Raw genomic sequence first — 16,302 nt, 5'->3', positions numbered from 1 at the left:
GGCACTACACCTCCATTGCCGCAATAATGCGGTCTGCTATTAATCTGTCGGTAAGTGCCATTTGTAAGAGGGTATCATTTACTAAAGTAGCAATGCGGTCATAGTGCAGCATAAGTTCAAGGAATTTCCTATTTGCTTCTGCATAAACATCCATCGCATCCTTCGCTTTTCCATCTGTATAAAATGCTGTATCTGAAATTTCTTCAATAGCTGGAAGTGCGTTAGTCTCCAGTTCTTGAACAATTGCCAGCAGTTGATTAAATACGTTTGTCAGTTGTTCCGGGTTAATCGTAATTCTGGGACCAAATGTCATTTAAGCACCCTCCTCTCTCCGATAAGGAAAGTCCATTGCATCAAAAATCATTTTCATAAAATAGTACTGACTGGTTCGGTGGAAACTGCCTTTGGATAAATCAAACATGATCAATTTTTCTTCGTAGATAATGACAACCCAGCTCCAGAAACTTGCTTTAGTTTGGGGCTTGTCTGCTTTATGAACAATGTCCAAAATTAAGCAGTCATTCGGTATACCAAGCTTCTCAATATATGCCGCCTCTTCAGCAGGCAATTCCTTCATTAAAAACTCTTTTTCATCAGCCAGCGGCTCTCTCCGCATGACAGCAAATTCTTTCGTGAGCAGCTGGAGGGCCAAAGGCTTTTCAAGAAGATGAACCTGGTAGCTTGTCTGTTCTTCCATCTCAATCAGCATAACGACATTATCCGCATCAGCTTCGCCAAAAGCGAACATCAGATTATTGCATTGCACATATTTTTTACTCACCACATAATGCCAGACTACCTCTACCAAAAAAGCTCCTTCATTCGTGAAAGCCCCGTTTTCCGTCAGAAATCCCTTGGCAATCAGCCGATCATGCGCCTCTTTAAATACTTTTTCACCCTGCAGCTGAAATTGCTTTTTATCAGGCAGGCCATACAGTCCTTTTGCATTGAACGAGGAAGCGATCAAGTATAATTCAGTTGTGGAGAAAGTATCGATCATAAATGCCTGACCTCTTTCACTAACGCATCGTTCATGAAATCATACCGATAACCTGTCAAATTTTCTAAAGCCTGACACTGCAAGTCTGCCGCGTCTTTTAAATCTGCATGATATTGTTTGATCAATTCCAGATAAGTGATGAAACTGGCATTTGTCTTTCCTTCCCATCCGTCCACTGTGGCTGACTGCTGCAATGCTTCACATTGACCATACGCTTTTTCGATTGAATCCCTTAGTTTTCTGGCTGCCTTTTGCGCTCGATCAAGTTCTGTACCGTCAATTTGAACATTTTCTGCCAAAGTAATCTCCCCCTCATTTGCTTTCTTTCTCTTCCGCAGCAACCTTATTTTCATAATGTAAGTACTGATCATGGGCACGGATTCTGGCTTGCATCAGCCTTTCCCGGTACTCATGTGCCTCATCCATGTAATCTGAAAGTCTATTATCCAATCTTTCCTGCGCCTGCACGTACCCGGTGCTTGGGATTGCACCTTCATCCATACACGGAATGGAGCTCTTGTAATGACTATACGTCGCTTCCATTTCCTCAATCAGATCGTTATGTTCATCGATGAGTTCATCTAAATCTTGATAAAGCTTCTGGTACTCATCCCGTTTATCTTCGGTGGCAGTATTGAATGGTTTCCATCCAAATATATTCAAATCCAACTATCCCACCCCCTTTTAACTAGGTATGCTTCATATAATGGCAATCCAATTAAGATGCATTCATACTTATCCGCTTCGAAAAAACCTATCAATACTACACTAAAGGAAAATTAACGGAAAATCAGTAAGACTTCTTACTTGTTTTCCTAATTATGGATAGTAAAATGGTTGCATTTGTAAAAAAAACCGGAGAGCTTATCGCTCTCCGGCTAAAACATCATTTTTATTAGGTTGATTATCTACTGCAATATGAAAGCTATTATTCAAACTTACGATTAGAGCAGCAATGGCAGGTATAAGAGCCAAAATTGTAACGAAGTATGACGTTAACGCACCCATAAAAATCAATACAATCATAGCAATGAAAAGATAGTTCAGCATCGGATTCGTTTGTAACGTCAAATGTGAATGATCTTTTACCGTGATCGGTTTACCTTTGGAGGTAAACTGCTGTACACGTAATTCGACTGTATCTTTGTCGATATCCAGGTAGTATGTTTCTCCGCTGCTCAGCTTTGTTATCTCTTTGCCGTCAGCAAATAATTTCACCTTCGTGGCATAACCCATCATTCCTGTTTTTCTGGTAATTTTAATAGTCATGACGCCATCCTTTCTGTATTTAATTGTAAGGTTTTGTATATTCTTATCATATAAGAAAAGATAACGAATTTCTTTAAGCAGATGGAATCATTTTTCCAATCAGCAAATTCAAGGTTGTAGTAAGAACGAATTAAGCCCGCCTAATTCCTTTCCATTACACAGGTACATTCTACCAATACCCCCACAACCATCTAAAGAAGGTGTAAAACTTATAAGAGAAAAACTTAGAAACAGAATTAAATTAGCTGACTTCCTTCTTCTTATCTTTCTTCCAGTATGAACCCGTTTTTTTATATCTCCTCATCAATACGGCTACGAAGATTCCCATTCCGGTTAAAACGAATACCATCAGGTACATAAACAGATGTTCAAAATAAAAGAACAGATCCAATGAGCCGGCATCTCCAAAGTGGACTTTGAGCGGTTCTCCGGCAGGATAGTTAACCATCAAAGTATCTCCGCTTTCGTAATAAATGCTGGGCTTTACTTGCTTTGTCATATGAATTGAGTTTCCTTGCTCATCTTCATAGTTCAAGGCCAAATAATAATAGGCAGATTCGTATTTTCCATATCCGGGATCACCATAGTAATCCGTAATCGTCGCTTCTGTCTGAACTTGTTCCCCGCTGTGAGCTTGAATGCTGGTGACAATACTTTTGCCTAGCGATATGTAAACAAGGGAAAATCCAATTACCAGTAAAACAAAGTACAGCCTTTTTATCAGGGTTCCAAAAAAAACATTCTTCTTACCGATCACAGGCACTTCATCTATTGCTGCTGCAAGAAAAAATAATATTAAAAATGAGAAAGCGATAAATAATAGAAAGCTAACGAAAAAATCCACATCAATTATATTCTCTAAACGAAAGGACTGAATTGCAACTCCCTGCACAACATCACCATTTTGTAACGTCTTGTATTCTTCAGCATCAATTGGCACCAACCCATCAGCACCTACAGTCAAACCATTTACCACCTCTTCGCGCTCAGCTGCATAAAAAGTCAAATTACCAAACAAGTCACTGTAAACTGCCTTGCCCTCGACTGTCATTTCGTCTATCTCTGACTTTGGAAATAAGGATGTGTAAATGTCTTTAGCAGAAATGACCGTGATAAATATACATAGTGCCAGCATGAAGATACCAAATGCAGCATATCCAAGGATTTTTCCCAGTTTTTTTAATAGCTCCAAGCTATTCACCCTCCTACATTTAGTAACTAAGATCGCCTTTTCATTAGCTGATGAAACACATTTCCTGCCAAAAGCAGCAAACGAAAACGAAATGTGCCCAGTTAGTTTCCATTTATATGTTACCATTTACATATTAATCCAAACAATCAACAGGAGGTCCTATAGAATACCTTTTAGCAATATCTGCTGTAGCATAACAATGCTTTTAATCTTTATTACACTCACAAACGGAAACAGTCTATCCTCACTTTGTCGGAACGTAATGCTGGTTTATCAATACAGATATTTTCACATTCGCTTAGGCACACTTAAATACAAACAAAAGAGCACCAACGCAATCCAGTGCTCTATTAACCCGATATGTTAAGATGTATAACTTACTTTTGACGTATTTAGTCGTGTAACTTATCCAGGAATTCCGAGAATGTTGCTGCAACGTAAAACACATTTTCTCTTGCACGTTCCTCTGCCTGTTCTTTGGTTAACCCTTCATCTTCCATTAGCATTTCTTTTTCACCAGCGTTCTCATGTTCCCAAAAAACAACAATTGGATTTTCTTCATGCTCTTTGTAATCGAAACATATTAAATTTCCTGCAGGGTCAAATGCAAAAGGTACTATTTTCTCTGGAAGAGTATCCTTGTAATCATTAAAGACTTCTACAATGTGCTCATCGTCTTCATTGTCATATGTTAATAATGTTCCGAAGACCTTATTTTTTCCTTCAACTCGAAATAATTCAGGGCTAACATGTGCACCATTGAAGTTCATTGCAACTTCAATATAATCTAAGGGGAATTTCACTCCTAATGTTTCTTCAACATTCTCTACTTCTTTTTTAGTCACTGGTTCATCCCATGATCTCCATTTTACATTACTCATCTAATACCATCTCCCCATAATTTATTCCCACCTAAATGATTGACTTTATGCGTTTTAGATATTACAAGTTGCATCTTACCAGGTACTTGATGATGATGCCATGTCAAACCTTTTATTCTAGCTTCCCCATTTTCAATATCCCTAAGTTGTTTTGGAGTGAATAATTCTTTAGATAATTTTCCTTGATCAATCGCTTCTTTTAATAATTTTGTACATTCTTTAAATTGAGTGTCATCAGTTGCCTTGAATAAGTTCTTCTCTAATTTCATTGAGAACTTTACATCGTCTCCTTTAAAAATCGGAAAACCTAAAACATCATAATCTACGCCTTTCACGTGTTTTCCTCCCGCTAAACCTTTATTAACTATATTATTCTTAGGTGAAGCATTCAAATAGTCATCCACATGTCCCACTACCGCCTTAAATTCCTCAATACTGTCGTAACCAAATTCCTTTATCGTTGCATCGTCAACAACCTTTAAAAAGTCTTCGACACTATCGTAACCTTTTGGAACAATAGATCTATTTACCAAGTTTCCATGTGAATCATAATCTTTTTTTATTACTTCATCAATTTCAGAACGGTGAATATTACCCGTACCCTTACCACTCAACCCAGCCCCATCAACAACTCTCCTAGTCCCTTCTTCCAGTTTATTAAACTGAACAGGAGATGCAAGCGCCATGCCATTATTCCCTGCAAGATTCTGCTGTGGGAACATATTCAACATACGCGAAATAGCCTCATCGCCCTTTTGCGCGGCTTTGATCGCTTCTTCACCCAGTCTATTTTTTATCACGTCTTTCGTATTTGTAAAGCTCCGGCTCAGGCTTCTCATACGGCTGGATGCGTGTTTGGTGGTGGTTTCGATTAGTTCTTTGACTTTAGGTGTCTGTTTGGTAGTTTGACTTGATTTTACGGCGTCGATGGCGGCATTATCGAGTTTATTTCCAGTGACGGCACCTTTGGTTGCTTTGCTGGCGGTTCCGGCTAGACTTTTCGCAGCTTTCCCTCCGCCTACGAGATCAAGCGGTGCTAGAAGTCCGCGGGTCCAGCGTTCGGTTGTGCTTAGCTCCCGTTTGGAGAATATGTCTTTGCCGGAAGCGGCACTGGCCAGTTCGGTTGTTGCGTATATACCGCCGAGTATGACACCAGCTGGCGGGAAGATAGCTCCTGCGCCGATGATTACTACAGCTGCTGCAACATTGATCCAAAATTCCACAGTCATCTGATTGTCTTCAATCGATTCATACTCAAAAGCGAGAGCTTAACCGCAACTTTAGGAAACCGTTCCTGAAAAAGTGCGGCCTCATCCCAGACCACAGCTTCTACGAATGGAAAACCGAAACGGCAAAAAACAGCCCATGCGCATCCAGCGCCAAGACAAAACCCCCTTCGCCTTCGCCAGCCTCTGGGAAAAATGGCATGATGACGACGGCAAACCCGTCTATACCTGCACCATCATCACAACCGAAGCAAACAACTTCATGAAGCAAATACACAACCGCATGTCGGTTATTTTGCCAGAAACCGCTCAAGAGCAATGGCTTGGTCGCGGCGGACAAAGAGATACTAATAAATTGCAGCGATTGTTGGTTCCGTATGCGGAGGAATTGACGGCTTATCCGGTATCTGAATTGGTTAATTCTCCGAGGAATGGGGCGGATTTGTTTAATCCGTTGTCTAAATAAAAAAAGCAAATAGCGCTTTATGACAGCTGTAAATCAAGTTATTTGTTTTGATCTTAATATTTTAACGTGCATTACTTATCCTTGTTAAATTCCTTATCCGCTACTATCAGGTGATTACAATTCCTGAACAATAAATCCTAACGACCGTGTAGCAGTTCATACCTAGTAATAAAGTAAAAAAGTACTTGTTGTTTAGCAACAAGTACTTTTTAAGACATCTGTATTTCCTTCTCTACATGGATTATAATGAGACAAATCATTTCCCTATAGCCACTATTATAGGCTATTATTCTTTATCTGTTCAAACCACTCATCTGCAAAGTCATCAGCTGTTTTAATATCTTCATTAGTGTGTATGAGTTCGTAGCTATATTCAGCTTTGAAATTGCCACTCCCTACGTCGTATATTAATTTCATCTCTGTTGGCATTTCCTTTTTATGATCTTTACATAATATCTCAATCTCTTCAATATCTTCATTCAAAATTTGTAATACCTGAAACATTCGCTCTGAAGATACATCATATTTCTCTTCTCGTTCTTCTAAAGCACTATTAACCTTGTGACACTCTACATATATATTGTTAATTAGATAATAGAAACTACTAGATATCATATCCCCCTCACATGAAGCATAAACATATACTTTATCCGCTCTATTATCTACATATTCCAAGCATATAGATATCATGTCAGCTTGCAATTCACTGAATTTTTCCTCAAATATATCCATACTAATTCAACTCCCCTTATAAATTTTTAAATTTTGCACTACCCGGTTTACCGTCAATAGTGTAATTAACTATAAATCGACCTGGTCGCATATCTTTTTCAGAGTATATAATATCTACCTTAACTTTTACTTCTTTTGGTGGTATTTCTTTTAAAGCTGTAGCCCATTTATCTTCAATTTTCTTATATTTTTTCAAGTTAACATCTGATAACTGCGAAACCAAATTATCAACTTTAGGTGAGCCACCAAATTGGTCAGCTGCCAAATGACCAGCATGATCCTTACCCTTTATTTTACCGAGGGTATTTCTACTATGTGAGAGTCGTTTTTCTCTGGTAGTTAGTTGCAAGTTATCTGTTTCAAATTTAACAATTCTTCCTGCACCGTCTGTTTCATAAAAGTAATCATACTCACCGGTTTGATACCTGATATTAGGCTTCAACCTGTTTCTTCTACCATTTGTAAAGTGTTGTCCCCTCTCCACAAATGTTTTTGAATCAGTTATGTCAGTTGAGAGTCTGCCAGCACCCTTACCACTCAACCCAGCCCCATCAACAACTCTTCTCGTTCCCTCTTCCAGTTTATTAAACTGAACAGGAGATGCAAGAGCCATGCCATTATTCCCTGCAAGATTCTGCTGTGGGAACATATTCAACATACGCGCAATAGCTTCATCGCCCTTTTGCGCGGCTTTGATCGCTTCTTCACCGAGCCTCGCTTTTATCACGTCTTTCGAATTTGTAAAGCTCCGGCTCAGGCTTCTCATACGGCTGGATGCGTGTTGGGTGGTGGTTTCGATTAGTTCTTTGACTTTAGGTGTCTGTTTGGTAGCTTGACTAGATTTTGCGGCGTTGATGGCGGCATTATCGAGTTTATTTCCAGTGACGGCACCTTTGGTTGCTTTGCTGGCGGTTCCGGCTAGACTTTTCGCAGCTTTCCCTCCGCCTACGAGATCAAGCGGTGCTAGAAGTCCGCGGGTCCAGCGTTCGGTTGTGCTTAGCTCCCGTTTGGAGAATATGTCTTTGCCGGAAGCGGCACTGGCCAGTTCGGTTGTTGCGTATATACCTCCGAGTATGACACCAGCTGGCGGGAAGATGATGGTGGCGCCGATGATCACAACGGCTGATGCAATACCGATCCAGAATTCCATCGTCATCTGGTCATCTTCAATCGATTCATACTCAAAAGCGCGCGTATTGACCGATGCTTGCCGGAAATCTTCCTCGCTGATGTCTTCGTCCGGGTTTTCTGCTTTCCATTGTTCAAAGGATGTCTTGACCTGGTCGGCAAAATAGTTGTCTCCACTTAGTATATCATCAATATTGATTTCCTTCTTCTCTGTTTCATAAGTAGAATATTCTCCATAACCATAAGGGACGGAATGAACCTCGACTGCCCCGATATGATTTTTGGTTGTGTGGTTCGAGATGGAAGCGTCCCGTATCGTTTGTACGAACTGATCGATATCTTCATAAAACGGCTGGTCTATATTCTTTTCTATTAAATTGCCGACTTTATCGGTGTACTCTTCCAATACTAGATAATCCTCATACAGCCGCTGGTATTTATCTTCATCTTTTTGATAGGAAAAGGATACAACACCGTCTGGATCGTGACGATCGACATCATTGCTGGCGTCTTCTAAATTCCTGGTGACATGTTTCAGCGTATCGACGCCGCCTTTTCCCCATTGACCTAACTCGAGGAAAGTACGAATCGTTTTTCTCGTATTCTCCCATTGTTGATTGCGGTAATTTACATCCAACCGCTACACCCCCAATTCTTTGGCGATTTGTAATGCAATATCTTGGTCTGTTTCCACCATTTTTTCCAGTGTGAAGTAGATCAATGAAGAAATCGTGGCGTAATGATCCTGCAGCTCCTTGAATTTCTCATTTGCATCCGGGTATACGTCCATTGCTTTCATCGCTTTCCCTTCGGTATAAAAGCTTGCTTCCTTTATTGTTTCAATTGCTGGAAGTGCTGTGGTTTCCAGGTCTGTCATAATCGAAAGCAGCGCTTTGTAAATGCTGGTTATTTCGGATGGATTTACATTGATGCTGCCTGTCGAGCCGCCTCCGCCTTGGGATACGTTCATTTACTTACCTCCTTTGGGCGATATGGAAAGTCGAGTGCATCAAATAGTAACTTCATGAACCAATATTGGCTCGTATGGTAGTATTTCTTTTGGTATGTATCAATCGTGACCAGTTTCTCATCTGCAGAAAGCGCAAGCCATTGCTGATAATAATTGGCATTACGAGCAATGGACGGTTTTACCCACGGATGAAACAGCTCGATGTTCACCATGTTCTCGTTTGTATCCAGCTCGTTGATGATGTCTTTTTCGGTTTCCGGGAGTTCTCTTTGCAGGAAGTCTTTTTCGTCTGCTAGAGGTTCCCTGTTTACTAGCGGCAGCTTTTCGCCCAGCAGCTTCAGAACGAGCGGCTTGGCCATCACATACAGTCTGTAAGAAATGCCCTCGTTTGTTTCTGCGAGGATGATGACATCATCTGCCTTCTTTTCCCGGAAGGCAAACATCAGGTTGTTGATACGCACATACTTACGGCTGAAAAAGTATTCGTATAATGTTTTAATGATGGCAGCTCCCGGATTTGTCAGTTTACCGTCTGCTGTGAAAATACCTTTTTGGATCAGCTGTTCGTGCGCCTTTCGCCACGGTTCCTCCCCTTGAATCTGATATATTTTTTTGTCAGGCAGTCCAAACAGAGCTTCTGCATCGAATGCTGCTGCCAGCAAGTATAATTCGGTCACGTGAAAGGTATCGGTTTCCTGCTGATTCATAGACTTTTCACTTCCCTCACCAAACTGTCATTGGAGAAGTCATTTTGATAGCCTTGGATATTTTCCAATGCCTTCTTCTGCAACTGGGCAGCGTCCTTCAATTCAGCGTGATATTGCAGCAGCAGCTCCAGGTAAGCCAAAAAACTATCACGCGACTTCCCTTTCCACTGTGAGCCTTGGACAAGCGACAGCAAGTCCTGGCCTTGCTCATACGTATTGTCGACTGTATCTTTCAGCGTGTTCGCTGACTCTATCGCAATATCCAACTCATCCTGATTGATTACAACATCTTCTGCCATCATCAATCCTCCTTATCTTCATCTATTGCTTTTTGGTTGTAATATAGATAGCGTTCGTATGCCTGGCTGCTGGCTGCATCAAGCTTACTCCGATACTCTCTTTCATCCTCGATATAATCTGAAAACTCACTATCCAGCCGCTCTTGCGCCGGCAGGAAGTCATGGAAAGGCATGGAATCCTCAGGCACACAAGGCATGCTGCTTTTATAAGCTGAAAATGTGTCTTCTGCTTCCTGTATCAGCCTGTCATGCTCCGCTTTTTTATCTTCCAGTTTTTTATACAGTTTTTCGTATTGATCTCTTTTTCGCTCATTCTCTGAGTAGTGAAGAAAATCCATTGCCTTTGAAAATATGCTCATTTCCTTTCCCCCTTTAATTCACCCTAACTGTGCACTAAGCAAGAGCTGCTTCCTTAATCAGGAATTTTCACCTTCACATGATTGTGATCCATGGCAACATAACATTCATATGCTCCCGGATACTTTTCCTGACGAATGTACGGCTGTTTGAAGATATCCTGGTCTCCCAGGCGCATGCCGACGAGTCCGAAAGTTGCTTGGTTTCGCAGATATTTCGGAATTTGTTCGTAACTGATGCCAAGATAACTGTACTCACTGCAGATGATGAAGTGAATGCCTGTCTTGGCGCCTCGTTCGATCATGTACGTTACCTCATCCAAGGTCAGGCCTGCACGCTTGATGAAATCAGGTAAGTCTGCTATCAGAATGAGCCATTTGGATGCGGCTTCGTTATTGCTATGCCGCTGTTTGATTTCGTCGATGATATCATTCTTCATAGCCGCTATGCCGACATCTTCGGATACATACGTGTGCAAGCTGTCGCCAATAGATTCGAGTTCCTTATCGCCAGTGTCAATTATCAGTGTCTGATGTGTGTCTTTCAGCAAGCTGATATTCTTCGCAACCGACTTCATCATGCGCACCAGCCCGTCTTTCCTGTCGCTGACGACAGTCAGGTGGCCGTGCTGGGACGGGTTAAAGGCAACAGGCAATACTTCTTCGAAATCCAGTCCGAGCGGAACTTTGTTCTCTTCCACGATGCGTTTGGTGCGGCGCTGTTCTTTGAATTCCTGGAAGTCGACGACGCCTTCTGGCATCATTGGGATGGAATCAGGATAGTCACCATCCCACGCATCCTGCATCGCTTTTGCGGTTGCTTGGATGTTGTCGAGTATCGCAAGCGCTTCTTCTCCCCGTTCCGGAAGCATCGTTTGGAATAATGCCGGATCCTCGAGTTTGATGAGGCCTCGTCCTGGTAATTCCTCTGCCTCGATGTCCGTACGGCCGACGATGGATCTTGCCTCGTTTTGTTCAATCAGATACAGCGCAATCTGCGTTTTGATATTTGATAGCAACGGCACGCGCATGGCGCTTTGACGGCCGGCACTGATGATCAGGTGAATACCGATGCTGGCACCTTCCCGGGCAGCCTGGGTGATGACTTTTTCAAAATCATCTTTAAAGTCGCTGTCTCTGACAGCATCATAGTTATCGATCACAAGACAGATATTCGGCACTGTTTCCCCGCTGGCTCTTTCATATAAACCGATGCTTGCCACACCATAACGGCTCAGCATTTGCTTACGCTGTTTCATGAGTCCTGAGAGCATACGCATCAGTTTGCCAACCTTTTCGGTTTGATCGACAAGGAAAGTATCGGCCACATGCGGCAGGTTCTTCATCGGCAGCAAGCCATTCGTGCCAAAGTCGAGCAAGTATACATGCAGATGTTCTGGGTTATGCTGTCTGACCAAGTCCATGACAACGGTTTGTAAAAATGTCGATTTGCCGTAACCCGGACTTGAGAAAACCGCGATGTGCCCATGCTTGGACATATTCAACGTCAGCGGGACTTGCTGCTGCAGCTCAGGCTGGTCAAGCAATCCGATCATCGGCTCAAGCGGCTGCTTCGGCTCCTGCCAAGCGGTTTTGAAATCGACCGGGTGCAGTTCTGGTCCGTACAGCTTCTCCGGAAGCGGCGGCAGCCATGGGCGCGCCAGTGGTTCAATCGTCTGCTTCTCGGTATAATCCGCAATATGGTCGATGATCGCATCCAACTCAGAAGGAATTTTCTCGATCGTCTCCCTTTGGTTCAGACCGCTCAGATCTTCCGTCAGGATGTCATATTGCCCTAATTCATTTATTGCATAGATGGTCAAATCGATATGATCTTCATTATCCTTGTCCGGTATATAATCGGCTCCGCTCCACGCACTTTGGAATAGTTCATAAATTTCATTGTTGCCGACTTGCAGATACGCCCGGCCCGGCAGCGTGATTTCAGCCGCATCCGGCGTTTTGATGATTTCGTTGGAATCGCTGGCATTTTGCACTTTCAGCGCCAGCTTGAATTTGGAGTTGGACCAAATCTGATCATCCACGACACCGCTCGGTTTTTGTGTAGCCAGAATCAAATGAATACCGAGTGAACGACCGATACGCGCTGTCGATACCAATTCTTTCATAAAGTCGGGCTGCTCAGATTTCAACTCGGCAAATTCATCGGAAATCAGGAACAAATGTGGCATCGGTTCATCCACTTTGCCTTGCTTGAACAATTTTTGATATTGATTGATATGATTGACTTCATATTTCCCGAACATACGCTGTCTTTTTTGAAGCTCTGCTTTGATGGAAGCAAGCGCCCGCATCGATTGGGCTTTGTCCAAGTTGGTGATTGTTCCCATCAAATGCGGCAGCTTGTTGAACAGATTGGCCATTCCCCCGCCTTTATAGTCAATCAGAAGGAACGCAACTTCATAAGGATGAAAATTCACAGCGAGAGATAATATATAAGACTGAATGATCTCAGACTTACCCGAACCTGTCGTACCAGCGACCAGACCATGCGGCCCGTGCGCTTTTTCATGCAGATTCAGCTGAACGATGTCTTCTTTCCCGCGCAGCCCGAGCGGAACAGCTAAGGTTTTATACGTTTCGTTTACTTTCCAGCGTCTTTCGATTGCCAGCTCTTCCACTTTTTCCACGCCGTACATTTCCAGGAAGGTTACTTGCTCCGGAATGGAATTTTTCAGATTCTGCAAATGATTCAGCGGAGCAAGCGCCCTGGAAACAGCTTCTTTATTGAAATCTTTTGGATAATGATCTGGCTTGAAAGCTTTGTTGACCAATTCGCCTTCTTCCAAGATGATTTTCCCTTCATTGCTGTCACGGATATCGATGACCGTTTTCACATGTTCAGGCAACGCCCGCAGCACATCTTGGACGAATACGAGCGATACGCCGTATTCACTTGGATCTTCGTTGAAGAACTCCATGATCGTGTGATCCAGCACTAATTTCTCATCGGTGATCAGCACGACATAATGCGGAGAGAAATAGATCTTTTCCTTCTTATTCTTCTTCTCATCCACCATCTGTTTACGTTCCTTCAATACTTGGTACATGCTGTGCAGCACCTGGTCACGGGAGCGTTCATGGTAGACGAAACCGCGTACGTTTATGTCTCTGACGCTTGCATGCGGCAGCCAGCGCATCCAGTCCCACTCTTTTTTCTCTTCTTCCGGGAAGATGGTGACAAACTGCAAGTCATGGTAACTATGAAACAGGGATAACTGCATGACGAGCAATTGCAGCTGCTCGAGCACCAATTTGCGCTGCCCGATATAACCGACAGGTCCTTTACCCAGGGACGTGATCACGGGCACATCGTGCAATTCCTTGAACTGATCGAGCAGCTCCCTGGCTTCATCCACGAGCTCATCTTGATCCTGTGTGAATTCTTCTTCATTGAAAGAAATTTCAAAGCTTGTATCCACTCGTCCAAGCCCTGTCCGGAAATTCAGGAAATCATGATGATACATGGTTTTTTCATAGATACGCGCTTCGGTGGCAGCCGCCATGGTCGCTATTTCTTGCACATCAGGATAATGATAATGCAATGCATGGCGCTGTTCTTCACTCGCCTGGTACAACTCTTTTGTCTTGCGCTTCAAGTAAGCTTTAAACGTTGTCGTTCGATGTTTCATGTCCGCTTTGTATTTCCTGACATTTTTCACATAAGAAGTGATGGAGAATATGATCGTTGTGACAGTAGCCACGAGCATGACGATGATAAAGATACCGCGCGGCTGAATCAGGGAAATAAGTACCAGCGCCGCAATCATGACGAGCGGCGGCACAATATTCCTAGCCAATTGTTCACTCGGTTTGGTTGGCTTATTGGCTGGCTTGGCAATCGTTTTCTTTTCTTCCGGCTCCCGGTAGATGATCCTAGGCGAACGATGATAATCCGGATATTCACCGCTGTATGGCTTTACTTGACCGAATATTTCCGGTAAGGATGATTGAATCTCGCCATTGGCTGATAGTTCGACCGTCTCGCCATGACAGGTCAGCAGCATGCCGTCCACAAATAAGACATCGCCTGCCTGCACCTCGATATCATTCTGTAAAAGCTGATAATTGTGAAAAACATCCCCTGTTTGCAGCTGCAGCAAAAAGCCGGATGCATTCTCTTTTTGATAAAAAACAAAGTCAGCTTTCCATCCGGACTTGCTTACGTCATTGTAAGCAGCAGCTCCAAAAGTAACGCTTCTCTTACCAGCAATATCAAATACTCGAGATGCTTCTGCAAGCAGATACAGCTTCACATCACCTATTTGTTTTTCAGTTGTTATCTCCTCTGCTTGATACGTTAGCTTATTTCCGTCCCATTCCAGTTCGATCATATCGGAGAGCGCCGGTAACGTTACGTGATGCTTCCGCTCATTACCGATGGTCAGCTGGCGGCTGGAATGTGCCGTCAACTGGCATTTATGCAGATTATCTTGATATGCAATAAGCAGTAATTTATGCCCCATCTTTCTCTTCCTCTCTGTCGCTCAACCGTCCGCTGATTGTCATTGGTTTTCTTCTTGCTCTTCAGCTGGCGGCTGTTCTTCCGTTCCTTCTTCAGCCGGCTGCCCGGACTCTTCTTGTTCGCCAAGCGGATCCAGATTGTATTCTTCCAATAAGTTATCCAGCTCACTTTGCAATTCTCCTACTTGCTTATCGCGATCTGATCCAGATAGGTCCGGATTGTTTTTGACCTGTTCGATTTTTTTGATGAGTCCGTAGATTATCAGCTGCGGGTCATCGATGAACTTGGCTTTATCCAAGGCAGCATCAAATTCCCCGCGGCCATTATATATCCAATACAGCAAATAATCCTCATCGCTGTTGAGTGTCACATTTTTTAAAATCGATTCTTTTTCTTCATCAGATAAAGCTTCCACTTCGATATAAGCAGTTGCCAAGGCATATTTAGTCTGAATAGGCAGATTTTCTGCATCAACATCCGCTAACGTGGAGATGGTGTCATTATAATCATCGCCAAGGAACTCGCCGAACGCTTCGATCTGCTTATCCTGAAACGGCCCTTTGACCAAAGCAAAATAAACAAGCGGAGCTGCCAGCAAGATGCTTAGCACCATCATGATGATGGCCAGCCGCTTGAACAGGCGGAAACGCTTTGTCGGTACGAAGCTCAATGTTTTATCTGCGCTTTTTTGCTTTTCTTCGTAGCTCTTGTGGAGGAATTGCCGTAATGCTTCGATGGACTCTGCCTGCTGGACAGTTTTCTCGAACTCTGACTCATTGGCTTTTTCCAGCGCTCCATGGTAAAGCTGATCAAAGTTGTATTTTTTAGAGAACATGGCGATGCTCATACACTTATATTGTTTTAGGAATGTTTCTGACTGAATGTCGAATGGGGGCACGACTTTCCGGATACCGCGATGGATGACCTGCGGCAGCAGATTTTCGTCAAATACAAGATTGTCAGGATGAAGGAAAAACGTGATCCGGCTGGTGAGAAATGACTCCAGCTTCCCAAGATTGCTTAAAATGCGAAGTTTATCATGCTGGCTCATTTTCTGGGCATCGGACCATTTTTTGTGGCCGGATCGAAGGGTATAGCTAAACGCAAAATTGTCCTCTTCTTCTTGTACCGCTAAAGGTGCAAAAAAATCGGAGGACTGATGCATGAACTCAAGCTGCCGGACATCGGTGACGGCAGTTTGTGATTTGGGTATGGTAATGCGTGTTGTTTGTTTTTCCTGCTGAAATACAAAAGCAGCAGAATCCAATTCTATCTTTTTTTCATTCATGTTTGGCTGGCTCCTTCATAATCAGTACAGACAATTTTTATAATACGACAAGTACATCGCCGTCTGTGACTGGATAATCTCTTAGATAGTCATCATCTGCCAGGACAAGATGCTTGGTCATCACCTTGATTGCGTAATGTAACTGATTTGGCTTGATATGCAAAGTATCCGTGACATGATGTAGCAGCTGTTTCACTGTTAATTGAGTTGGAATACGCAAGTCATAAAGTGCATCTTCCCCGCTGACTTGCCGAAAATCCATCGTGACATTCACATGATTCGTATTCGCCATTGTACTTCTC

Annotated in this window: 18 protein-coding genes; 1 reads left to right on the top strand and 17 read right to left on the bottom strand. The window is 42.9% G+C overall.

Going from position 1 to position 16,302, the window contains the following annotated elements; all coding sequences use genetic code 11:
• Positions 1 to 4: 4 nt before the first annotated feature.
• The 8 genes from SFC66_RS06445 to SFC66_RS06410 all read right to left on the bottom strand — a co-directional run bounded on the left by SFC66_RS06445 (position 5) and on the right by SFC66_RS06410 (position 5,571).
• Positions 5 to 313 (bottom strand): hypothetical protein, encoded by a 309-nt coding sequence (locus SFC66_RS06445; RefSeq protein WP_411217899.1) that lies wholly within the window; start codon positions 311 to 313, stop codon positions 5 to 7.
• The gene (locus SFC66_RS06440; RefSeq protein WP_411217898.1) at positions 314 to 1,000 is read right to left on the bottom strand and encodes a DUF5081 family protein; all 687 of its coding nucleotides are present in this window, start codon (positions 998 to 1,000) and stop codon (positions 314 to 316) included.
• A complete protein-coding gene (locus SFC66_RS06435; protein WP_411217897.1) occupies positions 997 to 1,299 on the bottom strand; it encodes a WXG100 family type VII secretion target in 303 nt (100 codons plus the stop codon). Before SFC66_RS06435 ends, SFC66_RS06440 begins: the two co-directional genes overlap by 4 nt.
• Before the next feature lie 13 nt (positions 1,300 to 1,312).
• Positions 1,313 to 1,669 carry a hypothetical protein gene (locus SFC66_RS06430; protein ID WP_411217896.1) on the bottom strand — a complete coding sequence of 119 codons (357 nt, stop codon included), beginning with the start codon at positions 1,667 to 1,669 and terminating at the stop codon, positions 1,313 to 1,315.
• 195 nt (positions 1,670 to 1,864) lie between these two features.
• Complete coding sequence (locus tag SFC66_RS06425; protein ID WP_411217895.1) at positions 1,865 to 2,269, bottom strand: hypothetical protein; 405 nt, start codon at positions 2,267 to 2,269, stop codon at positions 1,865 to 1,867.
• 241 nt (positions 2,270 to 2,510) lie between these two features.
• Positions 2,511 to 3,461, bottom strand: a complete 951-nt coding sequence (locus tag SFC66_RS06420) for a hypothetical protein (RefSeq protein ID WP_411217894.1) — start codon at positions 3,459 to 3,461, stop codon at positions 2,511 to 2,513.
• A 392-nt stretch (positions 3,462 to 3,853) separates the two neighbouring features.
• Entirely contained in the window at positions 3,854 to 4,342 is a 489-nt protein-coding gene (locus SFC66_RS06415; RefSeq protein WP_411217893.1) for an SMI1/KNR4 family protein, read from the bottom strand.
• Positions 4,339 to 5,571: an HNH endonuclease gene (locus SFC66_RS06410; RefSeq protein ID WP_411217892.1), complete on the bottom strand. Its 1,233-nt coding sequence runs from the start codon at positions 5,569 to 5,571 to the stop codon at positions 4,339 to 4,341. The genes SFC66_RS06415 and SFC66_RS06410 overlap by 4 nt, the downstream gene beginning before the upstream one ends.
• A 106-nt stretch (positions 5,572 to 5,677) precedes the next feature.
• Between SFC66_RS06410 and SFC66_RS06405 the strand changes: the two genes are divergently transcribed.
• Positions 5,678 to 6,034, top strand: coding sequence for an SOS response-associated peptidase (locus tag SFC66_RS06405; RefSeq protein ID WP_411217891.1), 357 nt, complete (start codon positions 5,678 to 5,680; stop codon positions 6,032 to 6,034).
• Between the two features lie 276 nt (positions 6,035 to 6,310).
• Here the strand turns inward: SFC66_RS06405 and SFC66_RS06400 are convergent, their stop codons facing one another.
• From SFC66_RS06400 to SFC66_RS06360, 9 genes are read right to left on the bottom strand one after another with little or no spacing between them, the layout of a single operon-like run.
• The gene (locus tag SFC66_RS06400) at positions 6,311 to 6,766 is read right to left on the bottom strand and encodes an immunity protein YezG family protein (RefSeq protein WP_411217890.1); all 456 of its coding nucleotides are present in this window, start codon (positions 6,764 to 6,766) and stop codon (positions 6,311 to 6,313) included.
• Between the two features lie 16 nt (positions 6,767 to 6,782).
• The gene (locus SFC66_RS06395; RefSeq protein WP_411217889.1) at positions 6,783 to 8,531 is read right to left on the bottom strand and encodes a DNA/RNA non-specific endonuclease; all 1,749 of its coding nucleotides are present in this window, start codon (positions 8,529 to 8,531) and stop codon (positions 6,783 to 6,785) included.
• Positions 8,532 to 8,534: 3 nt separating this feature from the next.
• The gene (locus SFC66_RS06390; protein WP_411217888.1) at positions 8,535 to 8,864 is read right to left on the bottom strand and encodes a hypothetical protein; all 330 of its coding nucleotides are present in this window, start codon (positions 8,862 to 8,864) and stop codon (positions 8,535 to 8,537) included.
• Entirely contained in the window at positions 8,861 to 9,571 is a 711-nt protein-coding gene (locus SFC66_RS06385) for a DUF5081 family protein (RefSeq protein ID WP_411217887.1), read from the bottom strand. The genes SFC66_RS06390 and SFC66_RS06385 overlap by 4 nt, the downstream gene beginning before the upstream one ends.
• Positions 9,568 to 9,873, bottom strand: coding sequence for a WXG100 family type VII secretion target (locus SFC66_RS06380; protein ID WP_411217886.1), 306 nt, complete (start codon positions 9,871 to 9,873; stop codon positions 9,568 to 9,570). Before SFC66_RS06380 ends, SFC66_RS06385 begins: the two co-directional genes overlap by 4 nt.
• Positions 9,873 to 10,229, bottom strand: a complete 357-nt coding sequence (locus tag SFC66_RS06375) for a hypothetical protein (RefSeq protein WP_411217885.1) — start codon at positions 10,227 to 10,229, stop codon at positions 9,873 to 9,875. Before SFC66_RS06375 ends, SFC66_RS06380 begins: the two co-directional genes overlap by 1 nt.
• Positions 10,230 to 10,282: 53 nt before the next feature.
• Positions 10,283 to 14,713, bottom strand: a complete 4,431-nt coding sequence (gene essC / locus SFC66_RS06370; RefSeq protein ID WP_411217884.1) for a type VII secretion protein EssC — start codon at positions 14,711 to 14,713, stop codon at positions 10,283 to 10,285.
• A 39-nt stretch (positions 14,714 to 14,752) separates the two neighbouring features.
• Positions 14,753 to 16,000 (bottom strand): type VII secretion protein EssB, encoded by a 1,248-nt coding sequence (gene essB, locus SFC66_RS06365; RefSeq protein ID WP_411217883.1) that lies wholly within the window; start codon positions 15,998 to 16,000, stop codon positions 14,753 to 14,755.
• Positions 16,001 to 16,037: 37 nt separating this feature from the next.
• Positions 16,038 to 16,292, bottom strand: a complete 255-nt coding sequence (locus SFC66_RS06360; protein WP_411217882.1) for an EsaB/YukD family protein — start codon at positions 16,290 to 16,292, stop codon at positions 16,038 to 16,040.
• Positions 16,293 to 16,302 lie beyond the last annotated feature (10 nt).

Origin of the sequence: Terribacillus saccharophilus (assembly GCF_046592895.1) — a bacterium.
GTDB classification, from domain to species: domain Bacteria; phylum Bacillota; class Bacilli; order Bacillales; family Amphibacillaceae; genus Terribacillus; species Terribacillus saccharophilus_D.
This window is presented reverse-complemented; position numbering and strand designations above follow the sequence as displayed.

What these genes read in the sequence shown, in the direction of transcription:
- SFC66_RS06445 (WP_411217899.1), bottom strand. Translation starts at nt 313, where the DNA reads ATGACATTTGGTCCCAGAATTACGATTAACCCGGAACAACTGACAAAC.
- SFC66_RS06440 (WP_411217898.1), bottom strand. Translation starts at nt 1,000, where the DNA reads ATGATCGATACTTTCTCCACAACTGAATTATACTTGATCGCTTCCTCG.
- SFC66_RS06425 (WP_411217895.1), bottom strand. Translation starts at nt 2,269, where the DNA reads ATGACTATTAAAATTACCAGAAAAACAGGAATGATGGGTTATGCCACG.
- SFC66_RS06415 (WP_411217893.1), bottom strand. Translation starts at nt 4,342, where the DNA reads ATGAGTAATGTAAAATGGAGATCATGGGATGAACCAGTGACTAAAAAA.
- SFC66_RS06410 (WP_411217892.1), bottom strand. Translation starts at nt 5,571, where the DNA reads ATGACTGTGGAATTTTGGATCAATGTTGCAGCAGCTGTAGTAATCATC.
- SFC66_RS06405 (WP_411217891.1), top strand. Translation starts at nt 5,678, where the DNA reads ATGGAAAACCGAAACGGCAAAAAACAGCCCATGCGCATCCAGCGCCAA.
- SFC66_RS06400 (WP_411217890.1), bottom strand. Translation starts at nt 6,766, where the DNA reads ATGGATATATTTGAGGAAAAATTCAGTGAATTGCAAGCTGACATGATA.
- SFC66_RS06390 (WP_411217888.1), bottom strand. Translation starts at nt 8,864, where the DNA reads ATGAACGTATCCCAAGGCGGAGGCGGCTCGACAGGCAGCATCAATGTA.
- SFC66_RS06385 (WP_411217887.1), bottom strand. Translation starts at nt 9,571, where the DNA reads ATGAATCAGCAGGAAACCGATACCTTTCACGTGACCGAATTATACTTG.
- SFC66_RS06380 (WP_411217886.1), bottom strand. Translation starts at nt 9,873, where the DNA reads ATGATGGCAGAAGATGTTGTAATCAATCAGGATGAGTTGGATATTGCG.
- SFC66_RS06375 (WP_411217885.1), bottom strand. Translation starts at nt 10,229, where the DNA reads ATGAGCATATTTTCAAAGGCAATGGATTTTCTTCACTACTCAGAGAAT.
- essC (WP_411217884.1), bottom strand. Translation starts at nt 14,713, where the DNA reads ATGGGGCATAAATTACTGCTTATTGCATATCAAGATAATCTGCATAAA.
- essB (WP_411217883.1), bottom strand. Translation starts at nt 16,000, where the DNA reads ATGAATGAAAAAAAGATAGAATTGGATTCTGCTGCTTTTGTATTTCAG.
- SFC66_RS06360 (WP_411217882.1), bottom strand. Translation starts at nt 16,292, where the DNA reads ATGGCGAATACGAATCATGTGAATGTCACGATGGATTTTCGGCAAGTC.